Consider the following 25,297-nt stretch of genomic DNA (forward strand, 5'->3'; position numbering starts at 1 on the left):
TCAGATCAGCTTTCTCGCAGCCAAGTTGCGCATCAACGCGCCGATGCCGAAGGTCCAGGCCGGCAACTGGTCGCTGAGCCCTACGGGGTTGAACAACCCTCCCAATCTGGCGCTGTAGATGCAGACTTGATCGTCTACATGGTGGGTAAAGCCAGCTCCTCGTGCTCCACGATCCTCGGTGGGGGCGAACATGGTTCCGCAAAACAGGAAAATGCCGTCTGGGTACTGGTGATGCCCGCCCATCGCATGACGGACCAGGCTCTGCGGTGAACGGCTGATGTACTTCATGGAACTTCTGCCATTCAGAACAAAACCGTCGGTGCCGGAGACCGTCAGTTGCACCTCGGCGCAGGCGATGTCATCGAGTGTGAAATGCTGATCCAATAGGCGCACGAACGGGCCGATGGCGCAGGAGGCATTGTTGTCTTTGGCCTTGCCTAGCAGCAGCGCGCTGCGCCCCTCGAAGTCGCGCAGGTTGACGTCATTGCCCAAAGTCGCGCCCACGATTTCACCGCGTGAGTTCACGGCCAGCACGATCTCCGGCTCCGGGTTGTTCCAGCTCGATGCCGGATGCAAGCCCACCGCTGTGCCATGCCCCACCGAAGACAGCGGCGCCGCCTTGGTGAATACCTCGGCATCAGGTCCTATGCCCACCTCAAGGTACTGCGACCACAGTCCCTGGGCGGACAGCACCGCCTTGAGCTTGCATGCCTCATCGGAGCCTGGTTCGATGGCCGACAGGTCTTCCCCCACGACAGCCGTCATCGAGGCCCGTATGGCATGCGCCTTCTGGGGCTCGCCTCTGGCCTGCTCTTCGATCACGCGTTCCAGCATGCTGGCCGCAAAGGTCACGCCCGCGGCCTTGACGACCTGCAGATCGCAAGGCGCAAGCAAATGCGCATACTGCGGATTGCCGCCATGCGTCAGACTGCTCCTGAGCCACGCCTCAACAGGACCAAGGTCAGCGCCCGCTGCACCGGCCGCCAGCGCCAGGCGGTCGTCGCGCTCCATCAGTGCCGAAAATGTTGGCACCTGCTCGCTCAGATCTATCAAGCGGCCGTTGCGGACGGCCACGACGCGTGGCCCCGCAATGTTTTTCTCACCGTCCGCGCCTGCCAGCCAGACGCGCCCAACGAGTACGGCCTGAGCGTGATCCTGTGGAAGGGTCTGGTTCAATACGAATTTTTCCATGTTCATACTCATCAAGCCGTTACCTTTGCATCGCGAATAACCTGCGTCCATTTCTTCTTTTCGCTGGCGATGAAAGCCGTGAATTGAGCGGCGGATCCACCACCGTCTTCCGCGCCAAATGACACTAGCTTTTCTGCCACTGCAGGCATCAGAAGTGCCTCATTGACATCTTTGTTGATGGCTTGCACCAGGGCATCCGGCAGGCCTCGAGGACCTGCAAGGCCATACCAGACCTTTGCATCAAATCCCGGGAAGCCGCTCTCCGCCACCGTGGCAACGTCCGGCTGCGCCTTGGCACGTGCAAGACCGGTCTGAGCAATTGCAACCACCTTGCCACTCTTCACATGGGGTGCGGCCGAAGTCATGGTTTCAAAGCTGTAGTCGATCTGCCCGCCCATCAGGTCCGAAATCATTGGGGCAGATCCACGATATGGCGTGTGCAGCGCTTTCACACCAGCACGCAGCTGGAACATTTCCAGCGCCAGATGCTGGATGGAGCCAGGCCCCGACGATCCGAAGCTCACCGTGCCCGGACTTTCCTTACAGCGCTGGATGACGGCAGCCAGGGTCTGCGCTTGCTGCTCCTTGCGGCATATCAGCAGGCAGGGCGTGGTGCCCACAAGCACGACAGGCGTGAAGTCACGCTCCGCGACGTAACCGATCTTGGGATACAGGCTGGGAGCAATGGTGTGATTGCTGAAATTCGTCATCAGCAGGGTAGCGCCGTCCGGCGGCTGCTTCGCAACATACTCCGCTGCAATGACGCCCGCAGCACCGGCCTTGTTTTCGACGATCACGGTGCGGTTCCAGCGCAGGCTCAGCTGCTGTGAGAGGACACGGCTCATGACATCTGTTCCGCCACCTGGCGGAAATCCCACAATGATTCGGATCGGGGTCTTGGGAAGCCGCGCTTCGGTCTCGCTTGCCGGCGAGATCCCGTGCATGGCTGTCAGGCCTGCCGCGGCCAAAAAGTGGCGTCGTTGCATATCGTGTCTCCTTGGTTTCCTGCATTGCGCCTGCTTGTTTTGATGAGGTCCGGATGAACTGCAGCAGGCTTTGTTTGCAGAAAGTCTAGGAGCCGTGATCACGCTGAACAACGTGGAATATTTCAAGCGCTCCCCAAGTTTTTCTCATGCATTAGAGCCCGAGTTTTTCTTGTGCAGACGCCCAATTTTTCTCGGTTGAGGCTACGGGCTGCGCTTCCTACACTTTTTCCATGCGACGACAAATTCGCAGCAAGCAACAAAGGTAGCAATCCATGGAAAACACCATCCTCATATCCCGCGACGAGCAGCAGATCGTCACCCTTACGCTGAACAACCCGGACAAAATGAACGCCATGAACCTGGAGATGTGGCAGCGCCTGGGCGATCTGATGCAGGAGCTGGAGGCCGACGACTCGGTGCGCTGCATCGTGGTACGCGGCGCTGGCGAACGGGCTTTCTCGGCGGGCGCCGACATCGAGGAGTTCCCCCGCACCCGGCTGAACAAGGCCCAGGCCTTGGCCTACGGAAAAATCACGCACCGCGCCATGAAGGCGGTGTCCGAAAGCCGACACCCAACCCTGGCCGTCATCCAGGGGGCCTGCGTAGGCGGCGGACTGGAGCTGGCCGCGGTCTGCGACATGCGCATTTGCGGCGTCTCCAGCCGCTTCGGCGCTCCGATCAACCGCCTGGGCCTGGTGATGTCCTATGGCGAACTGGGCGCCCTCGTCGCGCTGGCAGGCCGCGCCGTGGCGCTGGAGATCGTGCTCGAAGGCCGTGTGTTCGACGCAGCGGAAGCCTTGCAAAAAGGCTTGATCAATCGCGTGGTGCCGGACATCGCCGTGCTGGAAGAAGGCTATGCCGCAGCCCGCCGCATCGCAGTGGGCGCTCCGCTCGTGGCTCGCTGGCACAAGGGCTTCGTCCACCGCCTAGCCCAGCCCCAGCCGCTGACCGAGGCCGAACAGGAAGTCGCCTACGACTGCTTCGAGACCGAGGACTTCCAGATCGGCTACCGGGCCTTCCTGGCCAAGCAGCGCCCCAGCTTCGTCGGCCGCTAAATCCGTCTTCCCCACCTTTTTCTTCCGACTGCAATGACTCTTCCACTTTCCAGAATCCGCGTACTCGACGTCAGCCAGATCATGGCCGGCCCCTATTGCTGCATGCTGCTGGGCGACATGGGCGCCGACGTGATCAAGGTCGAAACACCTGGCGTGGGTGATCAGACCCGCCGCGCCATGGGCTTCAAACTCAAGGGCGAGGACAGCGGCGGCTTCCTCGCGCTGAACCGCAACAAGCGCAGCGTCGAGATCGACCTGAAGAACCCTCAGGGGCTTGAAGCCTTCTATGAACTGGTGCGCAGCGCCGATGTGCTCGTCGAGAACAACCGCCCCGGAGTGGCTGCGCGGCTGAAGATCGACTACCCCACGCTGCAGGCCATCAACCCGCGCCTGGTCTATGCAAGTATTTCGGGCTTCGGGCAGACAGGCCCCTGGGCCATGCGCCCCGGTCTGGACCTGATCGCCCAGGCCAGCTGCGGCCCCATGAGCGTGATGGGCGACCCCGGCGGCGCGCCCATGAAGTCCAGTGTTCCCTTTGCCGACCTGGGCGCCGCCCTGTTTGCCGCCTATGCCATCCTGAGTGCCGTTATTGGCCGCGGGGAAACGGGCCAGGGCCAGTACATCGACGCCTCGCTGTTCGAGACCGCGCTGGGACTGTCGATCTGGGAAAGCGCCGAATTTTGGGGCACGGGCCGCGTGCCCACGCCGCTGGGCAGCGCCAACCGCATGAGCGCCCCTTACCAGGCAGTCAAGGCCGCAGACCGCCACTTCGTCATCGGCGCTGCCAACCCAAAGCTGTGGGCGGCCCTGTGCCAAGTGATAGGGCGCCATGACCTGCTCGCCGACCCGCGCTTCACCGACAATGTGGAACGCATCAAGAACCGGGCCGTGCTGCTTCCCATTCTGGAAGCTGAATTCGCGCGCCGCCCCGCTGCCGAATGGGTGGACCTGCTGCTCGCTGCCGGCGTGCCTGCCGCGCCCATCCACAACTATGAGGAGGCCCTGGCCTGCGAGCAGTCCGTAGCGCGCGACATGGTGATGGAGATGGAGCACCCCGTCGAAGGCAAGGTCAAGGTGCTGGGCTTTCCGGTCAAGCTGCGGGGCACGCCCCAGCAGATCCGCCGCGCGGCGCCCCTTCTCGGTGCGCACACCGAAGAGGTCTTTGCCGAGCTCGGTCTATCCTCGGAACGCATCGAGCAGCTGCAAAATGCCGGAGCATTCGGCGCGCAAGGCCAGACCGCCTTGCCCGCATAAGCAGTCAGTTTCCATCGCTCATCCGTGGCCCCTTTCACCATGACCACTGCAAACGCCGAGATTCCGGCCTTCATAGACGCTCACCACCATTTCTGGGATTTGGACCGCAACCCCTACCCCTGGCTACAGGGCGAGACCGTCCATGACTTCCGATACGGCAGCTACGAAGCGCTGCAACGCAATTACTTGCCGGACGACTTCGCGGCCGACACCCGGGGCTACGCACCAATGGCCACGGTCCATATCGAGGCGGAGTGGGATCGCGGAACGCCAGTGGACGAAACCCGCTGGCTGGCCACGCTGGCTCAGCGCTACCAGCGCCCCTCGGTCGTGGTGGCACACGCAAATCTTGGCGCCGCCGATACCAGGCAGGTGCTGGCGGCGCAGGCCGCCTTCGACATGGTTCGCGGCATACGCCACAAGCCCGTGGTGGCCGCGCGCATCGGCGACTTCTGCCGCGGCGAGCCGGGCTCCATGGACGATATGCGCTGGCGCGACGGCTACGCGCTGCTGCAGCAGTATGGCCTGTCGTTCGACCTCCAGGCGCCATGGTGGCACCTGGAGCAGGCCCAGGAACTGGCGCGAGATTTTCCGGCTACCCCGCTGATACTAAACCACACGGGTCTGCCTTCGGACCGCTGCGCGCAGGGATTGGCTGGCTGGAGAAAAGCGCTGGAAGCTCTGGCACAAGTGCCCAACACTGCCTTGAAGATTTCGGGCCTGGGCCAGCGCAACACCCCCTGGTCCGCAGAGGCCAACATCCCGGTTATCCGCGAAGCCATCGCCATTTTCGGCGCAGACCGCTGCATGTTCGCCAGTAACTTCCCGGTCGATAGCCTGGTCACCAGCTACCCGGCCATCGTCTCGGCCTTCGCACAGGCCATTGCTCCTCTGGCGTCTGCACAGCAGCAGGCGCTGTGGGCCGGCAACGCCGCACGCATCTACCGGATCAAGGCCGATAGCCCGGCCCGCGATTAAGACTGCTGGTCCCGGGCCAGCTCCGCCCGCATCCAGTCGACAAAAGACGTGATGCGCGGATCGCCCAGGCGGCTTTGCGGAAACACCAGGTAATACGCAAACTCGATGGGCAGGCTGTATTCCGGGAACAGGCGTACCAGCTTTCCGGATGCCAGGTCCTGCTGCACCCAGCTTTTTTTGACCAGCGCCACGCCTTGCCCGTCGATCGCGGCATCGATCACCAGATGGCTGGGCCAGAACGATGGGCCTCGTGTGGCATTGATGTCGTGCACGCCCATGTGTGCCAGCCAGGTGGCCCAGTTCGGATTGCTGACATCGTCGTAGGTGCTGTCATCATGTAACAGCACATGGCTCCTCAGATCCGCAAAATCACGGATGGGATGCGGCCCCTGCTGCAGCGCCGGGCTGCAGACGGCGAACACTTCGACGGGCAGCACCATTTCCGAATACAGGCCGGCATATACGCCACGCCCATAGCGGATCTCCATGTCCACATCGTCGCGGGAAAAATCCGCCATGAGCTTGGAGGTGGACACCTTCAGGTCCAGATCCGGATGCTCGCTGGCAAACCGGCTCAGACGCGGTATCAGCCACTTGACGGCGAATGTCGGCGGCAGATTGATCTTGAGCAGCGCAGTGCTTTTCTCGCGGTGCAACTGGTAGGTCGCAACTTCCAGCTGCCGGAATGCCTCCTGCACTCCGGGCAGGTACGCCTTGCCCGCCGGGGTGAGCGTGAGCGTCTTGGAATCCCGGACAAACAAGGCAATGCCCAGGTTTTCCTCCAGCGACTTGACCTGGTGGCTGACGGCCGAGGGCGTGACGAACAACTCCTCCGCCGCCTTGGTAAAGCTCATATGCCGCGCCGAGACTTCAAAGGCACGCAGCGGGTTCAATGGGGGAATTTTTCTGGCCATACGCAAAGCGCCATCCATGCAATTAAAAAAGTCGCCATGGACAGCCATGCGCGACTTTGAACTTTAACCGGCGCGGAGGCCGGCTACATGCTTGCGGGCTCAGGCCTGAGCCATCACGCCATTCGTCAGCCGCCAGGTACCCAGCGGATTGGCGCTTTGCAGCGCCGTGGGCAGCAGTGCATCGGGGATGTCCTGGTAGCACACCGGCCGCAGGAAGCGGTCTATCGCGCTGGCCCCCACCGAGGTGTACATGGCGTTGGAGGTGGCCGGGAACGGGCCGCCGTGCACCATCGCATGGCAGACCTCGACGCCTGTCGGGAAGCCGTTGGCCAGAATGCGGCCGCATTTGCGCTCCAGCACCGGCAGCAACTGGCGTGCGGCGTCGTGGTCGCCCCCATCCAGCAGCAGGGTCGCGGTGAGCTGGCCCTCCAGCAGATCGGCCACCTGCAGCAGCTCATCGAGACTGCGCGCCTTCACGACCACCGACGCCGGTCCGAACATCTCGGCCTGCAGCGCCGGGTTGCTCAGCAGGTGCCGGGCATCGGTTACGTAGAGCGCTGCCTGGGCGGCATTGGGCTGGCCGGCGGCATCCGCGCCGCAGGCCACGCGCTCGACCCCTTCCACGGCTTCCACCTGAGCCCTGCCCTCCTGGTAGGCGGCGTAGATGCCCGGCGTCAGCATGGTTTGTGCGGCCTTGGCACCGAGCGCCTTGCCAGCCGCAGCCACGAAGCGCTGCAGGTCGGGCCCATCGATGGCCAGCACCAGGCCGGGGTTGGTGCAGAACTGGCCTGCGCCCATGGTCAGCGAATCGGCAAAGCCCTGGGCCAGGGCCTCGCCGCGCGCGGCCAGCGCATGGGGCAGCAGGAACACCGGGTTGATGCTGCTCATCTCGGCATAGACGGGAATCGGCTCGTGGCGGTTGTTGGCGATGCGCAGCAGGGCCAGGCCGCCCTGGCGCGAGCCCGTGAAGCCCACGGCCTTGATACCCGGGTGGGCCACGAGCGCCTCGCCGATCTCGCGGCCGGCGCCGATCAGCAGCGAGAACACGCCTTCGGGCATGCCCTGGCTCTGCGCCGCCTTCTGCACGGCTCGGCCGACCAGCTCCGAAGTGCCCAGGTGGGCGCTGTGCGCCTTCACGACCACGGGTGCGCCTGCAGCGAGCGCCGAGGCGGTGTCGCCGCCTGCCACCGAAAAGGCCAGCGGGAAGTTGCTGGCCCCGAACACGGCCACCGGGCCCAGCGGGATCTTGGCCAGCCGCAGGTCAGCCCTCGGCAATGGCTGGCGCCCGGGCTGGGCAGTGTCGATGGTGGCGCGCAGGAAATGCCCGTCGCGCACGACCTGGGCAAACAGCCGCAGCTGCCCCACGGTGCGGCCACGCTCGCCGGTCAGGCGGGCCAGCGGCAGACCGCTCTCGGCATGGGCGCGCTCGATGAGTACATCGCCCAGCGCCATGATTTCGTCGGCAATGGCTTCGAGAAAGGCGGCTCGGCGCTCCAGAGGCAGGTTGCGATAGCTGTCGAAGGCACGGGTGGCCAGGCCCACGGCGCGGTCCACGTCCTCGCGGGTGCCCAGGCCGAACTCGGGCTCGGCAATGGCAGCGTTGGCTGCGGGATTGAAGGCGCGCAGGCCTCCGGCCTGGCCGCGCACGGCGGCGTGGCCGATCAGCATTTCTCCGGTGAGTTGCATGGGGGTTGCTCCTGTTGGATTGTCGGGATGGAAGAAAACAGCGAAATTCACTCGTCCAGCGGCTGGCCGCTGCGGTCGCGTGCCAAGGCCACTGCCGCAATGGAAACCAGCGCACAGGCGGCGAGGAAAAGAACCACGGGTACATAGCTGCCGCTGAAATAGGCAATCAATGCGGTCGCGATCAGTGGCATGGGACCGCCCACCAGCGCTGCGCCGATCTGGTAGCCCAGCGACATGCCGGTGTAGCGGATCGCTGCCGGAAAGGCCTCGGCCAGCAGCGTGCCGATCATGGCGCCGTAACTGGCCCAGATGATGCCCAGGCCCACGCCGATGGCCAGCGCCGCGGCAGGCACGGATTTCTGGTCCAGCAGCCAGAAGTACGGAAAGATCCAGGCCAGGAAGGCCAGGCTGCCGAAGATGAAGACCTTCTTGCGGCCTATGCGGTCCGACAGGTGGCCGAAGAACAGCATGAAGGGGAACGCGATCAGTGCGCAGACCAGCACGATGTTGAGGATGGTGGAGCGCGCAAAGCCGTGATCCATCATGTAGGAGATGGTGAAGGTCGCATACAGGAAGAAGGTCGAGGTCTCGATGACCTTCGCGCCGATGGCGATCAGCACCTCCCGCCAATGGTGCTGCAGCGTTTCCTTGAGTGGAATGCGCGGGGCGCTGCGGCTGGCCTGGATCTTCTTGAACGAAGGCGTCTCGCCCACGGCATTGCGGATCCACATGCCGATCATCACCAGCACGATGGAGCCCACGAAGGGAATGCGCCAGCCCCAGGCCAGGAAGGCCTCCTCGCTCATGCTGGCGCTCAGCAACGAGGTGATGATGTTGCCCAGGGCCAAGCCCAGCACTGCACCGGTCTGCGGCACCGCGCCATAGAAGCCTCGCTTGGCGCGCGGCGAGTACTCCACCGCCAGCAGCACGCCGCCGCCCCACTCGCCGCCCAGGGCTAACCCCTGCAGCAGGCGCAGCAGCGTCAGCAATATGGGCGCGGCCATGCCGATCTGTGCATAGTTGGGCAGCAGGCCCATGAGCACGGTGGACAAGCCCATCATGGACAGTGTCATCGCCAGCGTCTTCTTGCGGCCGACGCGGTCGCCGATGTGCGAGAAGATCACGCCTCCCAGCGGCCGTATCAGGAAGGCCAGCGCAAAGGTCGCCAGTGCCAGCATCTGGCTCACCAGCGCGTTGTCGCTGGGAAAGAACTGCTTGGCAAAGATGATGGACGACATGGTTCCGTAGAGGAAATAGTCATACCACTCGATGGTGCTGCCGACGGCGCTGCCGAAGAGCGCGCGGCGGCGCTCGGAATCCGGAACCATGGTTTCCTTGGCGGCCATGGAATCCAGTGCATTGAAAGAGGTGCTGCTCATGTCTCCACCTGCATTTTTCTGTGTTGGGCTATTGGGTCATGCATGCCCGGCAGCGGCCTCATATCGGCGCCCGGGCATGTACGCATGAAGCTCACATCGATTGCCACAGCATCTCGACATAGTCTGCGGCCGAAGCCTCGCGCGGATTGGTGCGATGGCTGTGGTCGGCCAGCGCGCCCTGCACGATGCGGTCAAACAGGTCCTCCGTCACACCCAACTCGCCCAGGCCCGTGGGCAGCTGCAGCGCGCGGGACTTGGCGACCAGGGATTCCTCGACCGACACCGAGGCCGGCAGGCCCATGGCCTGCGCCAGGCGGGCGATCTTGTCTTCGCGCACCACGGATTCCGCGCCGCGGTTGAAGCGGATCACGGCCGGCAGCAGGATGGCATTGAGCGTGCCGTGGTGCAGCCTGGGGTTGATGCCGCCCAGCGAATGGCTGAGGCTGTGCACACAGCCCAGCCCCTTCTGGAAGGCCAGCGCCCCCTGCAGCGAGGCACTCATCATGTTGGTTCGCGCCTCGACATTGGCAGGCTCATGGAAGGCCGTGTCGATATGGTGCCAGCCACGCCACAGGCCGTCGAGCGCAATGCCGTCGGCCGGCGGATTGAAGGCCGGGGCCAGAAAGGTCTCGATGCAGTGCGCGATGGCGTCCATGCCGGTGGCGGCAGTGAGCCCCGCGGGAAGGCCCAGCGTCAAATCCGGATCGCAGATCGCCACCTTGGGAATCACATACGGGGAGAGGATGCCGACCTTGCGGCCGTCATCCAGGATGATGATGGCGCCGCGCCCTACTTCGCTGCCCGTGCCCGCCGTGGTGGGAATGGCGATGATGGGCAGCGTGGCGGCGGTGATGCGCTGCAGCCCACCCTCGATCAGCGCGAACTGGCGCAGCGACCCTTCATGGCGCGCGGCTACGGCCACCGCCTTGGCCAGGTCGATGGACGAGCCCCCGCCCACGGCGACGATGCCGTTGCAGTCGCCAGCCTTCAGCACCTGGACGCCGGCGCGCACAGCCGATTCGGACGGATTGGGCGGCGTCTCGTTGAAAACAGCCGCTGGCTGCTGGCCGAGCGCGGACTGGACCTTGTCGACGATGCCGACAGCCTCCACGCCTTTGTCCGTCACGATCAAAGGTTTTGTAATACCCAGCTTGCCGCAGACTTCTTTCAATTCAGCCAGGATACCGGCGCCGAAACGTACTTCGGTCACATAGTTGATCAATGCCATATCGCCTCTTGTCTCAAACAATTCACAGGAGGTGGAGTCTATGAAGACAGCCCACTTCAGAACACTGACAATTTTCGATAGTGATATAACTTTTCATCATTCCAAGCATCAGACTCAGCCTGAACTTCGTGATGGCGAGACTGCCTGCCAGCCGTTGCGGCCGCTCATCGCCATCGAGGAAAGTGGCGCCCCGCTTGGCGCTTCAGACAAGGCAGAACTTGCCCAGCCCGGCGCCAGCAAGTCCTGGCGCGAACTGGGGCAGACGTTTCAGCGGAAGCTCTTTGAGTGCACAAACCGAGGGTTAATCCCTAATGAAACCGGCCAGTGCGTGCTGCGATTTGCACGCCTGATTCAGGCTGATATCAATAACCTGCGGTTTGAGCTGGATGCGATTGCCTGCGGCGCGGGCCGGCGATTGGCCATCAGGCGAAAGCGCTGAAGTGGAACGCGCTGGCCGTGACAGGGTTCTGGTGCTCTATGAACTGGTGCTGCGCAAGGGCGTGTAGAAAAGCCCGGCGCTCACCCTGCTGGCAGGCAGCAGCAACTCACTTCGACAGCTCCGTCAGCGACCCTTGCAGTCGCTGTCGAGGCACTGAGGGCCAAGCCCACGATACGATTCCGGGAGCCGAAGCCCAAGCGCGACGCTGCGACCTCGGCGCGGGTTGAGGGATTGAAGGCGTACAGCCCCGGCCTGGCCGCGCAGCTTGTGGTGAGCGATCGGCATTTCTCCGGAAGCCACATTGGAAAAATCCGGTCTTCCACATGGAAGACCGGAGGCAGGAAAAACCTGGGGCAGCCAGATCGCCACCGCATGGCAGGCAACCTCGCCAGGCCGGCAAGGCTTATTTGGCGGCCCTGACCTTGGCGATTTCAGCCTGCAATTCACTCACGACGGTGCCGCCGATCTGCGTGGAGTGCTTAGCAATGATGGGCTTGGTCCGCTCCGCCATGCGAGTGCGCTCGGCATCCGAGAAATCATTCGCCTGCATGCCACGCTTCTTCAGCTCGGCCAAGGCCTTCGCGTCGTTCTCACGGCTCAGGCGGCGCTCAAACAGCTTGGCCTCGGTCGCCGCATCGCCGAGCAGCCTCTTTTCGTCCGCGCTCAACTTGTCCCAGCTTTTCTTGCTCATCAACAAGATGAATGGGTTGTATACATGACGCGTCAGGCTGATGTATTTTTGAACATCGTCAAATTTGGAGGATTCAATCAGCGCATTGGGATTTTCCTGCGCATCCACGGCGCGAGTCTCCAGCGCGGAATAGACCTCGGAAAACGCCAGAGGCACGGCATTGGCATTGAAGTTATTGAAAACATCCAGCAATACCGAGCTTTGCATGGTACGGATTTTCAGGCCACCCAGGTCTTCCCATTTAACAATCGGGTGTTTGCTATTGGTCACATTACGGTAGCCATTTTCCCAATAGCCAAGAGAAACCAGCCCTTTTTCGGGAAGCTTTGCCTCCAGCTTTTTGCCAAACGGTCCGTCAAGCACCGCATCTGCTTCTTCGGGCTTGTTGAAAAGGAATGGGAAATCGTAAACCCCAAAGTCCTTCACGATTCCGCCCAGGGTTGTGGTCGCGCCCAGAAAGAAATCGAGCGTGCCACCTTGCAATGCCGATTGGGCCTGCAAGTCATTTCCCAGCTGTGCATTCGGATAAACACGAATCTTGATTTTTCCGCCGCTGTTCTTGTTGACGATATCCGAGAATTTCTTGAGTCCGACCACCACCGGATGATCCGCCGGAACGCTTGCTGCCGCCTTGAGCGTTCGCTCCGAAACCTGGGCCTGTGCCGCAGGCATCAATACCGCCGTGCTCAAAGTGCAGGCAGCAACGATTTTTACAGCCCTGGAAATGGAATATTGCATTTTTGTCTCCTTGAATATCCGGTTTATTTGAATCAACCGTAGAACCAGCGTGCAGGACCAGTTACCAGCACCGGGAAGAAAACCATCATAAACATGACTGTCAGCTGAGCCCCCATGAATGGCAGAACCCCGCGGGTGACTTGGTCCATTTTCATTTTCCCCACGCCTGCCACCACATTCAGAACCGTGCCAACGGGCGGAGTGATCAGGCCAATGGAGTTGTTGATGATGAACAGCACCCCGAAGTAAATGGGATCGATGCCGGCCGCTTTCACCACGGGCATCAGCACCGGAGTCAGAATCAGAATCGTAGGCGTCATATCCATGGCCGTGCCCACCACCATGACCAGCATCATGATGGCGATCAGCAGCAGGGTCTTGTTGCCCATGAAGGGCTCAAGCAGCGCGATCATCTGGTCAGGGATTTCGGCCACGGTGATCAGCCACGCGCTGACCATGGCGGCAGCCACCAGCAGCATGATGACGGCCGTGGTTTTGGCCGAGCTCAGAAATGCCTCGCACAACTGGCCCCAGCTCATCTCCTTGTAGACCAGCATGGACACCACGAGTGCGTAAACCGCGGCCACCACGGCGGCTTCTGTCGGTGTGAACACGCCCATCTTGAGGCCGACGATCACGATCACCGGCAAAAAGAGTGCCCAGGTCGACTCCCTGAGTGCCGCCAAACGCTCTTCCCAGCTGGCCTTGGGCGGCGTGGAAATGGCCTCCTTCTTGGCAACAAACCACCAGGCGATGGCAATGCTCAGGCCCATCAGCAGCCCTGGAACAATGCCGGCCATGAACAACTTGCTGATGGAGAGATTGGCCGCAACCCCGAAGATCACAAAGCCAATGGAAGGAGGGATCACCGGTGCGATGATCCCCGCCGAGGCGATCAATCCCCCGGCACGTGCCGGGTCGTGACCGGCGCGCTTCATCATCGGCAGCAGCAGCGAAGCCAGCGCAGCCGTATCGGCAACCGCCGAGCCCGAAAGCGCCGCCAGCATGCATGCGGCGACGATGGCCACGAAACCCAGACCTCCACGCTTGTGCCCCACCAAGGTCAAGGCCAAATGAACGATGCGGCGCGACAAGCCGCCCACGTTCATGATTTCGCCAGCCAGCATGAAAAATGGAACAGCCAGCAAAGGAAAGCTATCCGCTCCATTGATGACGTTCTGCGCAAGAATCTGCGCATCGAACAAATCCAGATGCCACATCAAGGCAACACCCGAAGCCAAAAGTGCATAGGCGATCGGCAGCCCTATGGCCATGGCAGCCAGCAAAGAGCCAAGGAAAATAAATACCGTCATGGCAGCACCTTCTCAATCTGTCATCGATTGGCGCTGCATGGCGCCTGTTTTTTCTCGTCGAGCTTGGCCTCGTACTGGGTCAGCTCTTCGCTTTCCTGGCTTAGCGAGAAGGAAGCCTCCTCGCCCCTGAGCGCAGCCCAAAGCTGCTTGAGCAAAATGACCATGCTGGCCAGACCAAAGACAAAGCCGGAGCCGTAAAAGATAGCCATGGAAGCACCGGAAACCGGTGCCAGGACATCCATATTGATCAGTATTTGCGACCAGCTGCCCGACATCAAAAGCCAGCTGATATAGAGCATCAACAGTCTGGCGATCACGGCGCAGACACGCTTGCCCATCAAGGGCAGCCTTGAGGTCAGCACATCGGTTCCGAGATGGGCGTTTTCCCGCAGCGCAATAATGGCGCCCAGAAACGTCATCCACAGAAACAACCAGCGCGACATTTCTTCACTGATGCTGATGCCCGAATTGAAGGCATAGCGTAAAACCACGTTACCAAACACCAGCACCACCATGATTGCCAGACAAATGCCAATCACGATTCCCAGCAAGCGACTCAATCCATTCGTCAAAATCTTCATGGCTTGTCTCCTGTTTTTTAATTACCCGATATATCCCGGGCTTTTTTGCATTCATTCAATCAATGCCTGAGGCATTGATTGAATGAATGAGGCGACTGCCCTTTATTTGATCGGAGAGAAATCCGCAGGACGCAGCAGCACCGATTCCTGCTTGACGATCATGGGGAAGGCGGTAGGTACAAATTTTTCCAGCCAATCTTGGTCGCGGTACAGTGCAGCGCGGCGCTCGGTTCTTTCATCCAGGCTTTCGTAGGCCCAGATATGGATGATCTGATTCAGCTCACCAATCTCCGTATACCACCAGCCGACCAACTTTGCGTATTTGGAGATAACCGGAAGGCCGACTTCTTCAAAATGCTTCAGATATTCTTTGACCGTACCCACTTTCAGGGTGTATGTACGCATTTCGTAATACATTTTTGACTCCTATGGAAAGTAAAAATCAGAACATGCCGTGGTAGGCGTTCTCGATGATCAGCTTCACGTCATGGGCGCGGGTAATTCGCGGATTCACCAGCACATTGCCGCTGCGCATGGAGTCTTCGATCATTTTCGGCAGGGCACCCAGATTCACGCCTAGATCCTTGGTATTGCTGGGAATGCCGAGCTTGGCATTCAGCTCAATCACGGCCTTGACCACGGCACGCGCGGCATCGATGGCGGAAAGGCCAGAAACGTCCTGACCCATGGCAATGGCAATATCCCGGAACTTCTCGGGGCAGGCCGGGATATTGAAGTCGATGACATAAGGCAGCAGCGCCGCGTTGGCAATGCCGTGGGGAATATTGAAAACGCCGCCAAAGGTGTGCGAGATCGCGTGCACATTGCCCAGTTTGGATTGGGCAAACGCCATGCCGGCCAGCAAAGAGCCAACCAACATGTCTTCACGGGCTTGGACATCAGAGCCCACGACATAGGCCTTGTAGAGGCTTTGCGAGATCAGCTTGATGGCATGCAGCGCCATGCTCTGGCTGATGGGGTTGGCCTGCTTGGACACATAGGACTCGATGGCATGCGTCATGGCATCCATGCCGGTCGCCGCCGTGATTTCCGGGGGCAGCTTCAGAGTCAGCTCCGCGTCCAGGATGGCCAGCTTGGGCAGCAGCAGCGCGCTGACGATCACCGTCTTGAAACGCGTTTGCGTGTTGGTGAATACAGTTGAGGCCGTGCATTCGCTGCCCGTGCCTGCCGTGGTCGGAATGGCGAACAGCGGCAGGGGCGTCGCCTTGAGTTTTTCGTAGCCTTCGTAGTCCAGAATGCCGCCGGGATTGGTGGCCATGGCGGCCACACCCTTGGCCGTGTCGATGGAGCTGCCGCCACCCAGACCCAGCACGGCGTCGCAGCCGGTCTGCTTGATGAACGCCACTGCCGCATCCAGAACGTCCGTCGTGGGGTTGGGCTCCACCTCGCTGAAGATCTCGTATCCGATTTCTGCGGCTTTCAGCGATTGCAGCACCACATCGACCACCGGAGTTGCCCTGAGGCCAGGATCGGTCACGATCAACAGCTTTGTGATGCCATACGGCTTCAGCAACTTGCCCGTCTCTTTGGCCAGGCCACAACCGCTTTGGATACGTGTCGGAATATAAAAATTAAAGGCACTCATTTGCCGTCCCCTGTTGCTTTGCATTCGAGATGGCGGAGTCTATGAAGCCGGCCAGTTTCGGTACACTGACAGCTTTCCATAGCGATATAACTTTTCCTCATGCGACTCACCACACCCAGCCTGAACTCCGTGATGTCGCGCCTGCATGCCAAGCAGCTGCGGCTGCTCATCGCCATCGAGGAAAGTGGCTCCCTGCTTGGCGCTGCGGACAAGGTGGGCCTCACCCAGCCTGGCGCCAGCAAGGCCTTGCGCGAGCTGGAACAGACGTTTCAGCGGGAGCTCTTCGAGCGCACGAATCGAGGGTTAATCCCTAACGAAGCCGGCAAATGCGTGCTGCGGTTCGCACGCCTGATCCAGGCCGACATCAATAACCTCAGGTTTGAGCTGGATGCGATTGCCAGTGGCGCGGGCGGGCGGCTGGCCATAGGCACCATCATGGGCGCGGTGCCGCTGCTCACCGATGCAATCTCCGACCTGCTGCAACAGCAGCCGCGCATGTCGGTGGAAGTAGTCGAGGACACCAGCGAAACCCTGTTGGGCCTGGTGGATCGGGGCCGCCTGGATGCGGCCATCTGCCGCTCGTCGGTGAGCCGCGACCCCGAAATCTACGAGTCGCTGTTCATCAAGGACGAATCGCTGTCGGTAATCGCCAACGTGGGGCACCCGGCCATGGGGGCGAAGTCGGTGGAGCTGACCGAGTTGCAGGACAGTCGCTGGGTGGTCTACCGCGCGCATATGCCCATGCGCCGGCTGCTGGAGCGCGAGTTCCACGAAGCGCAGCTCAACTTCCCGCTGCACCTGGTCGAGACCACATCCACGCTCACCACCCTGTCTCTGCTGAGCCGCAACACCGATCTGGTGGCCCTGGTGTCCGACGACGTGGCGAACTACTTCTGCCGCCACCATCTGGTCGGAGTGCTGCAGTTGAAGCTCAAGTCACGCAGCGAGCCTTATGAGCTGGTGCTGCGCAAGGGAGCCCCACGCAGCCCTACCCTCAGCCTGCTGCTGAAATCCTTGGACAAGGTGCAGGCCACGGGTGTGGCCGAGGACCGTGTCCACGATGTGCCGAAGTGATTTAAAAAAGATAGCTGCTTGCGCTTGCCCATATCGATATTCAGCATGTTTTCCATCTGAAACCCAATACAGACAAGCGCAAGCAGCTTTCAAATTTTCGGCCCCGCAAAAATCAGGGCTTGGTCACATCCAGCTCGGTCAACGGCCCCTGCATGCGGTAAAAGTTCAGATCGGCCGCCGTGAAGAAGGCCTTCGAGCGACCGCCAATGAAGTCGTCGATATGCACGACGGTAGCGCCATTGGCCTCCTGCCAGGAGACGGCGTACACGCCCTCGCTGATCTCCTGCCACTGGCAGGGCGATTCACCGCTGGCACCTGCATAGGGACCGCTGACGATGGCATAGCTGACGGAGGCGCCGTCCGCAGAATAGACGTTGTGCGCCGACAGGCCGTCATAGTCGACACGGAAGCCGCGGCCGGCGAACAGCGGGCGCGAAGTGTTGGTGGAGTTCATGATGGATTCCCAAGGAGAGATGGATGGGCCGCGCCGCTGCTCCTTTTCAGGGAACAGCGGCATTTCATGGCTTCTTAGAGAGGCAGAGGCGCTTCGGCCGACACCAGGCCCTGCTCGCGCAGCGCAGTCCAGAACGCGGCGGGGATGGGCGCCTTGGCCAGCGCCAGGTTTTCGGCAATGCGCTCGGGGCGGCTGGCGCCGGGGATGGCAGCCGTCACGGCCGGGTGGGCCAGCGAGAACTGCAACGCTGCAGCGCGAATATCCACCTGGTGCTCCTCGCTCAGTTGGCGCAGGCGGGCCACGCGCGCCAGGATTTCCGGCGGCGCCTTCTGGTACTCGTAGTGCTCCCCTCCAGCGAGGACGCCGGAGTTGTACGGGCCGCCGACCACGATGCCCACGCCGCGCGCAAGGCTCTCGGGCATCAGCTTGCGCAGTGCTTCGGCATGGTCGAGCAACGTATAGCGGCCAGCCAGCAGAAAGCCGTCGGGATCGGACTGCTCCAGCGCCATCTCGCAGGGCTCGACGCGGTTCACACCCAGGCCCCAGCCCTTGATCACACCCTGCTCGCGCAGGCTGATCAAGGTTTTGGCAGCGCCGTCCATGGCGATCTGGCAAACGTCCTTCCACTGGTCGCCGTGGAAATCGACCGCTGGGTCGTGGATGAAGACATAGTCGATATGGTCCACCTGCAGACGCTTGAGGCTGGCCTCGATAGCGCGCAGCGTGCCGTCGGCCGTGTAGTCATAGACGGCCTTGTTGGCCAGACCGTACTGGAACAGGCCGCTCTTCTCGCCCAGATCACGCGTGCTCGTATCTTCGAGCTCGTCGGTCAGCAGGCGTCCGACCTTGGTGCTCAGCACGTATTCATTGCGCGGATGGTGCTTCAGGGCTTCGCCCAGGCGGATTTCGGCCAGGCCCGCACCATACATGGGAGCCGTGTCGAAATAGCGAATGCCTTGCTGCCAGGCCGATTCCACCGTGTCCAGGGCTTCCTGCTCTGGAATGTTGCGGTACATATTGCCCAGCGGTGCCGTGCCAAAGCCCAGTGCGGTGGGCACGGAGATGCGCTTGGAGATGTTTGGGGCATTGTTCATGGTTCAAGCCTCTGCGGATTCAGTTTCCAGCGTGGGGTAATCGGTCAGGCCGCGCTCGCCGCCGCCGAACAGCGTTTCGCGCTCGTGCAGGGCCAGCGGCGCACCGGTGCGCAGGCGCTTTGGCAGGTCGGGGTTGGCGACAAAGGGGCGGCCGAAGCCGATCAGGTCGGCCCAGCCCTTGGCCACGGCTTCGCGGGCGCGCTCTGCCGTGTAGGCGCCCGCGTAGATCATGGTGCCGGGGAAGGCTTCGCGCAGGCGCTGCTTGAATTCCACCGGCATGTGCGGAGCCTGCTCCCAATCGGCCTCGGCAATGTGGATATAGCCCACGCCGATATCGGCCAGCAGCCTGGCGGCACCCAGGTAGGTGGTTTCGGGGTCTGCGTCCTCGCAGCCGTTGAGCGTGGTCAGCGGCGCCAGGCGGATGCCGACACGGCCGGCATCGCCCGTGCCTTCAACCAGGGCGCGGGTTACTTCACCCAGGAAACGCAGGCGGTTTTCCAGCACGCCACCGTATTCGTCGGTGCGGTTGTTGGCGTTGGAGTCGATGAACTGGTTGACCAGATAGCCGTTGGCGGCGTGCAGTTCGACACCGTCAAAGCCCGCTTCCATGGCATTGCGTGCGGCCTGGCGGTAGTCATCGACGATGGCATGGATTTCGTCAACGCTCAAAGCGCGCGGCATGGAGGCCTGGGCAAAGCCGGGCTTGCCGTCGGCATCGGCCACGAACACATTCACGCCCTGGGCCTGAATGGCCGAAGAAGATACAGGCGACTGGCCATTCAACAAACTGGTGTGGCTCAAACGACCCACATGCCAGAGCTGGGCGAAGATGCGACCGCCAGCGGCATGCACGGCATCGGTCACCAGTCGCCAGCCAGCGACTTGCTCGGCGGTGTGGATGCCGGGCGTCCAGGCATAGCCCTTGCCCAGCGGCGAAATCCAGGTGCCTTCGCTGATGATGAGGCCGGCGCTGGCGCGCTGAGCGTAGTACTCGGCCATCAGCGCATTGGGCACATCGCCAGGCTGGCTGGCGCGCGAGCGCGTCATCGGGGGCATCACGATGCGGCTGGGCAGATTGAGGCCGCCCATCGAATAGTTCTTGAACAAGGGATCTTGGATATCAGGCATTGCAAATCTCCTCGGCCGGTGCCCTCACCTTGGCCAACGAATGATGAAAAATGGGCAGCACATGCTCGGCGATCTCATGGAAAGTCTCGTCAAGCGGGCGCTGGTTGCGGCGGAAATGCAGGCCGACATGATCGACACCGGCTGCGCGCAGTGCATGCAGCTCCTCGATCAAGGCCTTGCGGCCGCCACGCAGGCCGAAGCGCCAGCGTTGCAGCGGCTCATCGGCGTTTTCGGTCAAGTCCAGATGGATGAAGCTGGCATACGGTTTGGTGTGTGGCTTGTCACCCGCCACGGCGCGCCATGCGGCCACGCGGCGTGCATGGTCCTCGGGCGTGCCCGGATAGGCCAGACAGCCATCCATGTTTTCAGCCACCCAGTTCGGGGTTTGCTGGGCCAGCCCGGCCACCAGCAGCGGCAGCGGCGACTCCATGCACGGCAGCACATCCAGTCCACCCGGCAAACGGGCCTGCGCACCTTCGCGCAGCAGTTCCACCTGATCGCGGAAGTTCGCGCCACGGCCCTCGAAGTCGCGCCCGAACAGCGGGTACTCCACCGGACGGTCGCCGCTGGCCACACCCAGCATCAGGCGGTTGCCGCTCAGGCGCTGCACCGTGGCAGCGGACTTGAGCGTGAGCAGCGGCTCACGAATTGGCAGCACCACGGCTGCGGTGCCCAGCAGAATGTTCTGCGTGATGCCAGCCAGGTAACCGAGATAGGAAAACACCTCGAATACCTGGGCCGCATCGCCGAACGACGGGTCGTACAGCGGTACATCGCGCACCCACAGGGCGCGAAAACCAAGACGATCGGCCAACCGGGCCAGTTCGGCATGGCGGCGCAGGTCCGGCTCGCCGGGCAGGCGGCCAGCCTCGCGCCGCGCCTGGTCGCCCGCAGGCGTCCAGTCGTTATCCAGAGGAGCTTCGATACCGATGCTGAAGCCGCCTTCGGTCAAGCGAGCCAGAGAAGCAGTCATTGCAGGTTCTCCCTTAATCCCAGATAGGAGCCAGGCCTTCGGGGCTGACTTCACGGCCGTTGCGCTCCAGCGCAGCGATCAGCGCCATGTCTTCGGCATCCAGCTTGAGGTCGCGCGCCAGCAGGTTGCTGGCCAGGTTCTCGCGCTTGGTCGACGAGGGAATCACCGCATAGCCCAGCTGCAGCGCCCAGGCCAGGGCCACCTGCGCCACCGTGGCGTTGTGCTTGGCGGCAATCTGCGCCAGCACCGGGTCCTTGAGCACCTTGCCGTAGGCCAGGGTCATATAGGAAGTGACCTGAATGCCCTGCTCCTTCAAAAAGGCGGTCAGCTTGTGGCCTTGCAGATAGGGGCTCAGCTCGATCTGGTTGGTGGCAATCTCGCCCTGGCCCACGGCCGCGATGGCCTGCTTGGTCAGTTCGATATTGAAGTTGGAGATACCGATCTGGCGGGTCAGCCCCTGGGCCTTGGCCTCGGCCAGCGCCTCCATGTACTCGGACAGCTCGACACCATTGCCAGGGGCAGGCCAGTGGATCAGAGTCAGGTCCACATAGTCCGTACGCAGCTTTTTCAGGCTGTCCTGAAGGCTGGAGATCAGCTTGGCTTTGCTGTAGTTCTCGACCCAGATCTTGGTGGTGACGAACAGATCGCCACGTGCCACGTCGCTCTCGGCAATCGCCTGACCGACTTCGGCTTCGTTGCCATAGATCTGAGCCGTGTCGACAGCGCGGTAACCCACATCGAGTGCATTACGCACCGAGTCGATCACGACCTGACCGTTCAAACGGAAGGTGCCGACGCCGAAAGTTGGGATGTTGCTCATGAAGGGACTCCTGGGTTGATGTGAAAGGCGGAATTGCTTTTCCGATGACTGAAGTCTGCGCTTTTCATATTTGCAAATTAAGCCCTGCATAAAACAAATTCTTTTGAAATAAAATCAAATATAGAGGCTGCTGCATGCTGAGCACAGCTGAATTCAATATCATTTTTGATAGCTACCAGCGCCTTGCCATCAGAGCCTTCATCCCATTTGATGCACAAAAATAAAAAAGGCCAGTCCCATGGACTGGCCTTTGAGTCAATTGCCTTTGATTGCCCCTGCTCAGGCGCCCTGCACCGCGCTTTGGCGGCGGCTGCTACCCAGCCAAACCAGACCCAGACCACCCGCCGCCAAGACAGCGCCAGCCAGCGGAACGGCCGCATAGCCCAGGCCCTGGCTGATGACGGCACCGCCCAGAGCAGCTCCCACAGCATTGCCCAGATTGAAGGCGCCGACGTTGACCGATGAGGCCAGGCCGGGAGCCTGAGCCGCAGCCTGCATGACGCGCATCTGTACCGGAGGCACGATGCCGAAGGCAGCCACGCCCCAGACCACCAGGCCGACGGCTGCACCAACCTGCGTACTCATCAAAAAGGGCAACATGGCCATGACTAGAGCCAGCGCGCCGAGGATGAGCTTGGTTGCCCCATCCAGCGACCAATCGGCCAGCTTGCCGCCAATGCTGTTGCCCAGCGTGAAACCTATGCCGATCAGCACCAGGGCAAAGGCCACGAAACCGGGGCTGGCGTGAGTGATCTCGGCCAGCACCGGAGCCACATAGGTGTAGAGCGTGAACATGGCGCCGGCACCCAACACCGTGGTCCCCATGGCCAGCAGAACTTCTGGGCGGGTCAAGACCTTGAGCTCGCGGCGCACGTCGGGGCGCGGGCCGGGCTGGCCCTTGGGCAGGACCAGCCACAGCGCAGCGATGGTGATCAGGCCCAGCAGGGCCGTGCCGCCGAAGGCCACGCGCCAGCCGACCTGCTGACCTATCCAGGTAGCAGCAGGCACGCCGCCGATATTGGCAATGGTCAGGCCCATGAACATCATGGCGATGGCGCTGGCCTGCTTGTCCTTGGGCACCACGCTGGCCGCCACCACGGCACCGATGCCAAAGAAGGCACCATGGTTGAGGCTGGTGATCAGGCGCGACAGCAGCAGAGTGGTGTAGCTAGGCGCAAATGCCGACAGCAGATTGCCGACAGTGAAAAGAACCATCAGCCCTATCAGCGCCGCGCGCTTGCCGAAGCGGCTGAACAGCAAAGTCATGATCGGCGCTCCGACCATCACGCCGATGGCGTAGGCCGAAACCAGCATGCCCGCCGTGGGTATGCTGACCTGCACGCCGTCGGCAATGACGGGCAGCAGGCCCATGGGGGTGAATTCGGTGGTGCCGATGGCGAATGCACCAATGGCCAGGGCGAACAAAGCGGCCGAGGGTTTCATTGCAGCCTCTCCTACAGGGAATTATTGACAGCGAGATGAGCGGAGGATGAAAAAGCAGCGGCATCAGACACGGGCCAACGACTGCGGCTCAACACGGCGGTCCAGGCGACCGGACATCACGGTCAGGCCCAAAGCGCCCAGTGTTACCAGTGCTGCGACCCATGGCGTATGAGCTAGGCCCAATTGGCTGACCACCTGCGCTCCGGCCCAGGAACCGCCTGCCACCCCCAGATTGAAGGCGGAAATGTTGAAACCCGTGGCCACGTCGGTCGCATCGGGTGCTACCTGCTCGGCCAGACGCACCACATAGACCTGCAGACCGGGCACGTTGCCAAACGCCACTGCCCCCCAGGCCAGCACGGTCAGCACAGTCAGCGGCTTGTTAGGGGCCGTGAAGGTCAGCACCAGCAGCACGGCGGCCAGCAGCGCAAAAATGAGCTTGAGCGCCGCCACCGGGCCCTTGCGGTCGGCCAGACGGCCGCCCCAGAAATTACCGACAGCCACCGAAACACCATAGGCAAGCAGCACCAGGCTCACCATATTGGGGCTGAAGCCGGTGATGTCTTCCAGAATCGGGGCCAAGAAGGTGAAGGCGATCAGCGAGCCGCCGTAACCAACGGCCGTCATGGCATAGACCAGCAGCAGGCGCGGCAGCAACAGCACGCGCAGTTGACGGCTCAGCGGCGCCGGCGCGGTATGAGCGATATTGCGCGGCACCAGAGCCCACGCGCCGATCATCGCCACCAAACCAAAGGCTGCCACGACCAGAAAGGTGGTGCGCCAGCCAAAGTGCTGGCCGATGAAGGTACCCAGCGGAATGCCAGTGACAAAGGCCACGGTCATGCCGCTGAACATGGTCGCGATCGCGCTGGCACCCTTTTCGCGTGGCACCAGGCTGGTTGCAACAATAGTGCCAACCGAGAAGAACACGCCATGGGCCAGGCCGGTCAGTAGGCGCGCCACGATCAGCGTGCCGTACCCGGGGGCCTGCCAGGCCACCAGATTGCCGACAGTGAACAAGGCCATGAGCGCAACCAGCAGCAGCTTGCGCGGTACGCGGCCGGTCAGTGCCGCCAGAATGGGCGCGCCGATGGCCACGCCCAGCGCATACAGGCTAACCAGCAGGCCGGCTGACGGCAGGGAAACAATGAGATCGTCAGCAATGGTCGGAATCAATCCGACAATGACGAATTCGGTGGTCCCTATGGCAAAAGCCGCCAGGGTCAGGGCAAGCAGGGCAAGAGGCATGGCTGCAATCCGGTATTGGTTTTTCAATGGACTGCAGTGTCCTCGGTTAATATTTGCAGATTAAGCCCTGTATAAAACAAATTCTCTTGAATTAAATTCAATAATGAAAACCACCCTCGATGAATTGCAGGCCTTTGTGGCAGTCGTGGATACGGGCTCCATCACTGCCGCCTCAGAGCTACTGGACCTCACGATCTCGGCCACCAGCCGCACGCTGGGGAGGCTGGAGGAAAAGCTTCAGACCACGCTGCTGCGCCGCACCACGCGCAGGCTTGAGCTGACCGAGGAAGGCTCCACCTTTTTGCACAGCGCCCGCGCCATCATCGCCTCCGTTGACGCTGCGGAGGAGCAGATGGCCGCGCGACGCATGCGCCCTGCCGGGAGGCTGCGCGTCGACGCGGCCACGCCCTTCATGCTGCATGTGCTAGTGCCGCTGATCGCGGGCTTTCGCGAACGTTACCCCGAGGTGGAGCTGGAGTTGAACTCCAACGAAGGCATCATCGACCTGATTGAAAAACGCACCGATGTGGCATTTCGCATCGGCGTGCTCAAGGACTCCACCCTGCACGCCCGTCCCATGGGCACCAGCCAGGTCCGTGTGCTGGCCAGTCCCGCCTACCTCAAGCGCCACGGCACCCCGACCGAGCCCAGCCAGTTGCTCCTTCATGATGGGCAACATGCACTCCTGGGCTTCACCCAGCCCGAGGCACTGAACGACTGGCCACTGCGCGACGCAGCTGGCAACATCCTGCGCATTCAGCCGACGATTGCCTCCTCCAGCGGCGAAACCCTGCGCCACATGGCTCTGGCTGGCCTTGGCATCGTCTGCCTGTCGGACTTCATGACTCGTGAAGACCGCAAGAGCGGCAAACTAATACAGCTATTTCCCGAACAGACGCTGGACGTGCGCCAGTCGATCAACGCCGTCTATTACCGCAACACCGCGCTGGCTGCGCGCATCACCTGCTTTGTGGACCATGTGATGGAGACCCTTGGTAGGCAACCATTCTCAGATTGACCTTCA

At 61.8% G+C, this 25,297-nt stretch carries 24 protein-coding genes; 6 read left to right on the forward strand and 18 right to left on the reverse strand.

Annotated elements, in window-relative coordinates; all coding sequences use genetic code 11:
* Positions 1-1,191 carry a fumarylacetoacetate hydrolase family protein gene (locus JAO85_RS21970; RefSeq protein ID WP_202789025.1) on the reverse strand — a complete coding sequence of 397 codons (1,191 nt, stop codon included), beginning with the start codon at positions 1,189-1,191 and terminating at the stop codon, positions 1-3.
* 11 nt (positions 1,192-1,202) lie between these two features.
* Positions 1,203-2,177, reverse strand: coding sequence for a tripartite tricarboxylate transporter substrate binding protein (locus JAO85_RS21975; protein ID WP_012839021.1), 975 nt, complete (start codon positions 2,175-2,177; stop codon positions 1,203-1,205).
* A gap of 272 nt (positions 2,178-2,449) precedes the next feature.
* On the opposite strand from JAO85_RS21975, the gene JAO85_RS21980 reads away from it, so the two are divergent.
* Genes JAO85_RS21980 through JAO85_RS21990 form a run of 3 tightly spaced genes read left to right on the forward strand, consistent with a single transcriptional unit; the run spans position 2,450 to position 5,464 of the window.
* Positions 2,450-3,232 carry an enoyl-CoA hydratase/isomerase family protein gene (locus tag JAO85_RS21980; protein ID WP_012839022.1) on the forward strand — a complete coding sequence of 261 codons (783 nt, stop codon included), beginning with the start codon at positions 2,450-2,452 and terminating at the stop codon, positions 3,230-3,232.
* Positions 3,233-3,265: 33 nt separating this feature from the next.
* Positions 3,266-4,486: a CaiB/BaiF CoA-transferase family protein gene (locus JAO85_RS21985; RefSeq protein ID WP_202789026.1), complete on the forward strand. Its 1,221-nt coding sequence runs from the start codon at positions 3,266-3,268 to the stop codon at positions 4,484-4,486.
* Positions 4,487-4,525: 39 nt separating this feature from the next.
* On the forward strand, positions 4,526-5,464 hold the full coding sequence (locus JAO85_RS21990; RefSeq protein ID WP_012839024.1) for an amidohydrolase: 939 nt from the start codon (positions 4,526-4,528) through the stop codon (positions 5,462-5,464).
* Here JAO85_RS21990 and JAO85_RS21995 read toward each other — a convergent pair.
* The 4 genes from JAO85_RS21995 to JAO85_RS22010 form a co-directional block, all read right to left on the reverse strand.
* On the reverse strand, positions 5,461-6,378 hold the full coding sequence (locus JAO85_RS21995) for a transcriptional regulator GcvA (protein ID WP_202789027.1): 918 nt from the start codon (positions 6,376-6,378) through the stop codon (positions 5,461-5,463). The two genes, JAO85_RS21990 and JAO85_RS21995, sit on opposite strands and share 4 nt — an antisense overlap.
* 99 nt (positions 6,379-6,477) lie before the next feature.
* On the reverse strand, positions 6,478-8,064 hold the full coding sequence (locus JAO85_RS22000; RefSeq protein ID WP_039051081.1) for an aldehyde dehydrogenase (NADP(+)): 1,587 nt from the start codon (positions 8,062-8,064) through the stop codon (positions 6,478-6,480).
* A gap of 47 nt (positions 8,065-8,111) precedes the next feature.
* A complete protein-coding gene (locus JAO85_RS22005) occupies positions 8,112-9,443 on the reverse strand; it encodes an MFS transporter (RefSeq protein WP_012839027.1) in 1,332 nt (443 codons plus the stop codon).
* Positions 9,444-9,534: 91 nt separating this feature from the next.
* Positions 9,535-10,671, reverse strand: a complete 1,137-nt coding sequence (locus JAO85_RS22010) for an iron-containing alcohol dehydrogenase (protein WP_202789028.1) — start codon at positions 10,669-10,671, stop codon at positions 9,535-9,537.
* Positions 10,672-10,711: 40 nt separating this feature from the next.
* Between JAO85_RS22010 and JAO85_RS22015 the strand changes: the two genes are divergently transcribed.
* Positions 10,712-11,110: a hypothetical protein gene (locus JAO85_RS22015; protein WP_237734952.1), complete on the forward strand. Its 399-nt coding sequence runs from the start codon at positions 10,712-10,714 to the stop codon at positions 11,108-11,110.
* A 403-nt stretch (positions 11,111-11,513) separates the two neighbouring features.
* Here the strand turns inward: JAO85_RS22015 and JAO85_RS22020 are convergent, their stop codons facing one another.
* The 5 genes from JAO85_RS22020 to JAO85_RS22040 form a co-directional block, all read right to left on the reverse strand.
* Positions 11,514-12,539 (reverse strand): TRAP transporter substrate-binding protein, encoded by a 1,026-nt coding sequence (locus JAO85_RS22020; RefSeq protein WP_012839030.1) that lies wholly within the window; start codon positions 12,537-12,539, stop codon positions 11,514-11,516.
* A 32-nt stretch (positions 12,540-12,571) separates the two neighbouring features.
* The gene (locus JAO85_RS22025; RefSeq protein ID WP_012839031.1) at positions 12,572-13,852 is read right to left on the reverse strand and encodes a TRAP transporter large permease subunit; all 1,281 of its coding nucleotides are present in this window, start codon (positions 13,850-13,852) and stop codon (positions 12,572-12,574) included.
* Between the two features lie 20 nt (positions 13,853-13,872).
* Positions 13,873-14,433 (reverse strand): TRAP transporter small permease, encoded by a 561-nt coding sequence (locus JAO85_RS22030; protein ID WP_202789029.1) that lies wholly within the window; start codon positions 14,431-14,433, stop codon positions 13,873-13,875.
* Between the two features lie 102 nt (positions 14,434-14,535).
* Positions 14,536-14,850 (reverse strand): NIPSNAP family protein, encoded by a 315-nt coding sequence (locus tag JAO85_RS22035; protein WP_202789030.1) that lies wholly within the window; start codon positions 14,848-14,850, stop codon positions 14,536-14,538.
* Between the two features lie 25 nt (positions 14,851-14,875).
* Positions 14,876-16,063 (reverse strand): iron-containing alcohol dehydrogenase, encoded by a 1,188-nt coding sequence (locus tag JAO85_RS22040; protein ID WP_370552218.1) that lies wholly within the window; start codon positions 16,061-16,063, stop codon positions 14,876-14,878.
* 75 nt (positions 16,064-16,138) lie between these two features.
* Between JAO85_RS22040 and JAO85_RS22045 the strand changes: the two genes are divergently transcribed.
* A complete protein-coding gene (locus JAO85_RS22045; protein WP_039051076.1) occupies positions 16,139-17,113 on the forward strand; it encodes a LysR family transcriptional regulator in 975 nt (324 codons plus the stop codon).
* A 112-nt stretch (positions 17,114-17,225) separates the two neighbouring features.
* On the opposite strand, the gene JAO85_RS22050 is transcribed toward JAO85_RS22045, so the two are convergent.
* The 7 genes from JAO85_RS22050 to JAO85_RS22080 all read right to left on the reverse strand — a co-directional run bounded on the left by JAO85_RS22050 (position 17,226) and on the right by JAO85_RS22080 (position 24,273).
* The gene (locus JAO85_RS22050) at positions 17,226-17,567 is read right to left on the reverse strand and encodes an adenylate cyclase (RefSeq protein ID WP_202789031.1); all 342 of its coding nucleotides are present in this window, start codon (positions 17,565-17,567) and stop codon (positions 17,226-17,228) included.
* Positions 17,568-17,641: 74 nt separating this feature from the next.
* A complete protein-coding gene (locus tag JAO85_RS22055) occupies positions 17,642-18,661 on the reverse strand; it encodes an aldo/keto reductase (protein ID WP_202789032.1) in 1,020 nt (339 codons plus the stop codon).
* 3 nt (positions 18,662-18,664) lie between these two features.
* Positions 18,665-19,789 (reverse strand): alkene reductase, encoded by a 1,125-nt coding sequence (locus JAO85_RS22060; RefSeq protein WP_202789033.1) that lies wholly within the window; start codon positions 19,787-19,789, stop codon positions 18,665-18,667.
* Positions 19,782-20,762 carry a TIGR03571 family LLM class oxidoreductase gene (locus JAO85_RS22065; protein WP_202789034.1) on the reverse strand — a complete coding sequence of 327 codons (981 nt, stop codon included), beginning with the start codon at positions 20,760-20,762 and terminating at the stop codon, positions 19,782-19,784. The genes JAO85_RS22060 and JAO85_RS22065 overlap by 8 nt, the downstream gene beginning before the upstream one ends.
* A gap of 13 nt (positions 20,763-20,775) precedes the next feature.
* A complete protein-coding gene (gene dkgB, locus JAO85_RS22070; protein ID WP_202789035.1) occupies positions 20,776-21,582 on the reverse strand; it encodes a 2,5-didehydrogluconate reductase DkgB in 807 nt (268 codons plus the stop codon).
* Between the two features lie 279 nt (positions 21,583-21,861).
* A complete protein-coding gene (locus JAO85_RS22075; protein WP_202789036.1) occupies positions 21,862-23,025 on the reverse strand; it encodes an MFS transporter in 1,164 nt (387 codons plus the stop codon).
* Between the two features lie 63 nt (positions 23,026-23,088).
* Positions 23,089-24,273: an MFS transporter gene (locus JAO85_RS22080; protein ID WP_202789037.1), complete on the reverse strand. Its 1,185-nt coding sequence runs from the start codon at positions 24,271-24,273 to the stop codon at positions 23,089-23,091.
* A gap of 103 nt (positions 24,274-24,376) precedes the next feature.
* Between JAO85_RS22080 and JAO85_RS22085 the strand changes: the two genes are divergently transcribed.
* On the forward strand, positions 24,377-25,291 hold the full coding sequence (locus JAO85_RS22085) for a LysR family transcriptional regulator (protein WP_202789038.1): 915 nt from the start codon (positions 24,377-24,379) through the stop codon (positions 25,289-25,291).
* Positions 25,292-25,297 lie beyond the last annotated feature (6 nt).

The sequence above is a fragment of the Comamonas sp. NyZ500 genome (assembly GCF_016772095.1).
In the GTDB taxonomy this organism is placed as follows: Bacteria; Pseudomonadota; Gammaproteobacteria; order Burkholderiales; family Burkholderiaceae_C; genus Comamonas; species Comamonas thiooxydans.

What these genes read in the sequence shown, in the direction of transcription:
- JAO85_RS21970 (WP_202789025.1), bottom strand. Translation starts at nt 1,191, where the DNA reads ATGGAAAAATTCGTATTGAACCAGACCCTTCCACAGGATCACGCTCAG.
- JAO85_RS21975 (WP_012839021.1), bottom strand. Translation starts at nt 2,177, where the DNA reads ATGCAACGACGCCACTTTTTGGCCGCGGCAGGCCTGACAGCCATGCAC.
- JAO85_RS21980 (WP_012839022.1), top strand. Translation starts at nt 2,450, where the DNA reads ATGGAAAACACCATCCTCATATCCCGCGACGAGCAGCAGATCGTCACC.
- JAO85_RS21985 (WP_202789026.1), top strand. Translation starts at nt 3,266, where the DNA reads ATGACTCTTCCACTTTCCAGAATCCGCGTACTCGACGTCAGCCAGATC.
- JAO85_RS21990 (WP_012839024.1), top strand. Translation starts at nt 4,526, where the DNA reads ATGACCACTGCAAACGCCGAGATTCCGGCCTTCATAGACGCTCACCAC.
- JAO85_RS21995 (WP_202789027.1), bottom strand. Translation starts at nt 6,378, where the DNA reads ATGGCCAGAAAAATTCCCCCATTGAACCCGCTGCGTGCCTTTGAAGTC.
- JAO85_RS22000 (WP_039051081.1), bottom strand. Translation starts at nt 8,064, where the DNA reads ATGCAACTCACCGGAGAAATGCTGATCGGCCACGCCGCCGTGCGCGGC.
- JAO85_RS22005 (WP_012839027.1), bottom strand. Translation starts at nt 9,443, where the DNA reads ATGAGCAGCACCTCTTTCAATGCACTGGATTCCATGGCCGCCAAGGAA.
- JAO85_RS22010 (WP_202789028.1), bottom strand. Translation starts at nt 10,671, where the DNA reads ATGGCATTGATCAACTATGTGACCGAAGTACGTTTCGGCGCCGGTATC.
- JAO85_RS22015 (WP_237734952.1), top strand. Translation starts at nt 10,712, where the DNA reads ATGAAGACAGCCCACTTCAGAACACTGACAATTTTCGATAGTGATATA.
- JAO85_RS22020 (WP_012839030.1), bottom strand. Translation starts at nt 12,539, where the DNA reads ATGCAATATTCCATTTCCAGGGCTGTAAAAATCGTTGCTGCCTGCACT.
- JAO85_RS22025 (WP_012839031.1), bottom strand. Translation starts at nt 13,852, where the DNA reads ATGACGGTATTTATTTTCCTTGGCTCTTTGCTGGCTGCCATGGCCATA.
- JAO85_RS22030 (WP_202789029.1), bottom strand. Translation starts at nt 14,433, where the DNA reads ATGAAGATTTTGACGAATGGATTGAGTCGCTTGCTGGGAATCGTGATT.
- JAO85_RS22035 (WP_202789030.1), bottom strand. Translation starts at nt 14,850, where the DNA reads ATGTATTACGAAATGCGTACATACACCCTGAAAGTGGGTACGGTCAAA.
- JAO85_RS22040 (WP_370552218.1), bottom strand. Translation starts at nt 16,063, where the DNA reads ATGCAAAGCAACAGGGGACGGCAAATGAGTGCCTTTAATTTTTATATT.
- JAO85_RS22045 (WP_039051076.1), top strand. Translation starts at nt 16,139, where the DNA reads ATGCGACTCACCACACCCAGCCTGAACTCCGTGATGTCGCGCCTGCAT.
- JAO85_RS22050 (WP_202789031.1), bottom strand. Translation starts at nt 17,567, where the DNA reads ATGAACTCCACCAACACTTCGCGCCCGCTGTTCGCCGGCCGCGGCTTC.
- JAO85_RS22055 (WP_202789032.1), bottom strand. Translation starts at nt 18,661, where the DNA reads ATGAACAATGCCCCAAACATCTCCAAGCGCATCTCCGTGCCCACCGCA.
- JAO85_RS22060 (WP_202789033.1), bottom strand. Translation starts at nt 19,789, where the DNA reads ATGCCTGATATCCAAGATCCCTTGTTCAAGAACTATTCGATGGGCGGC.
- JAO85_RS22065 (WP_202789034.1), bottom strand. Translation starts at nt 20,762, where the DNA reads ATGACTGCTTCTCTGGCTCGCTTGACCGAAGGCGGCTTCAGCATCGGT.
- dkgB (WP_202789035.1), bottom strand. Translation starts at nt 21,582, where the DNA reads ATGAGCAACATCCCAACTTTCGGCGTCGGCACCTTCCGTTTGAACGGT.
- JAO85_RS22075 (WP_202789036.1), bottom strand. Translation starts at nt 23,025, where the DNA reads ATGAAACCCTCGGCCGCTTTGTTCGCCCTGGCCATTGGTGCATTCGCC.
- JAO85_RS22080 (WP_202789037.1), bottom strand. Translation starts at nt 24,273, where the DNA reads ATGCCTCTTGCCCTGCTTGCCCTGACCCTGGCGGCTTTTGCCATAGGG.
- JAO85_RS22085 (WP_202789038.1), top strand. Translation starts at nt 24,377, where the DNA reads ATGAAAACCACCCTCGATGAATTGCAGGCCTTTGTGGCAGTCGTGGAT.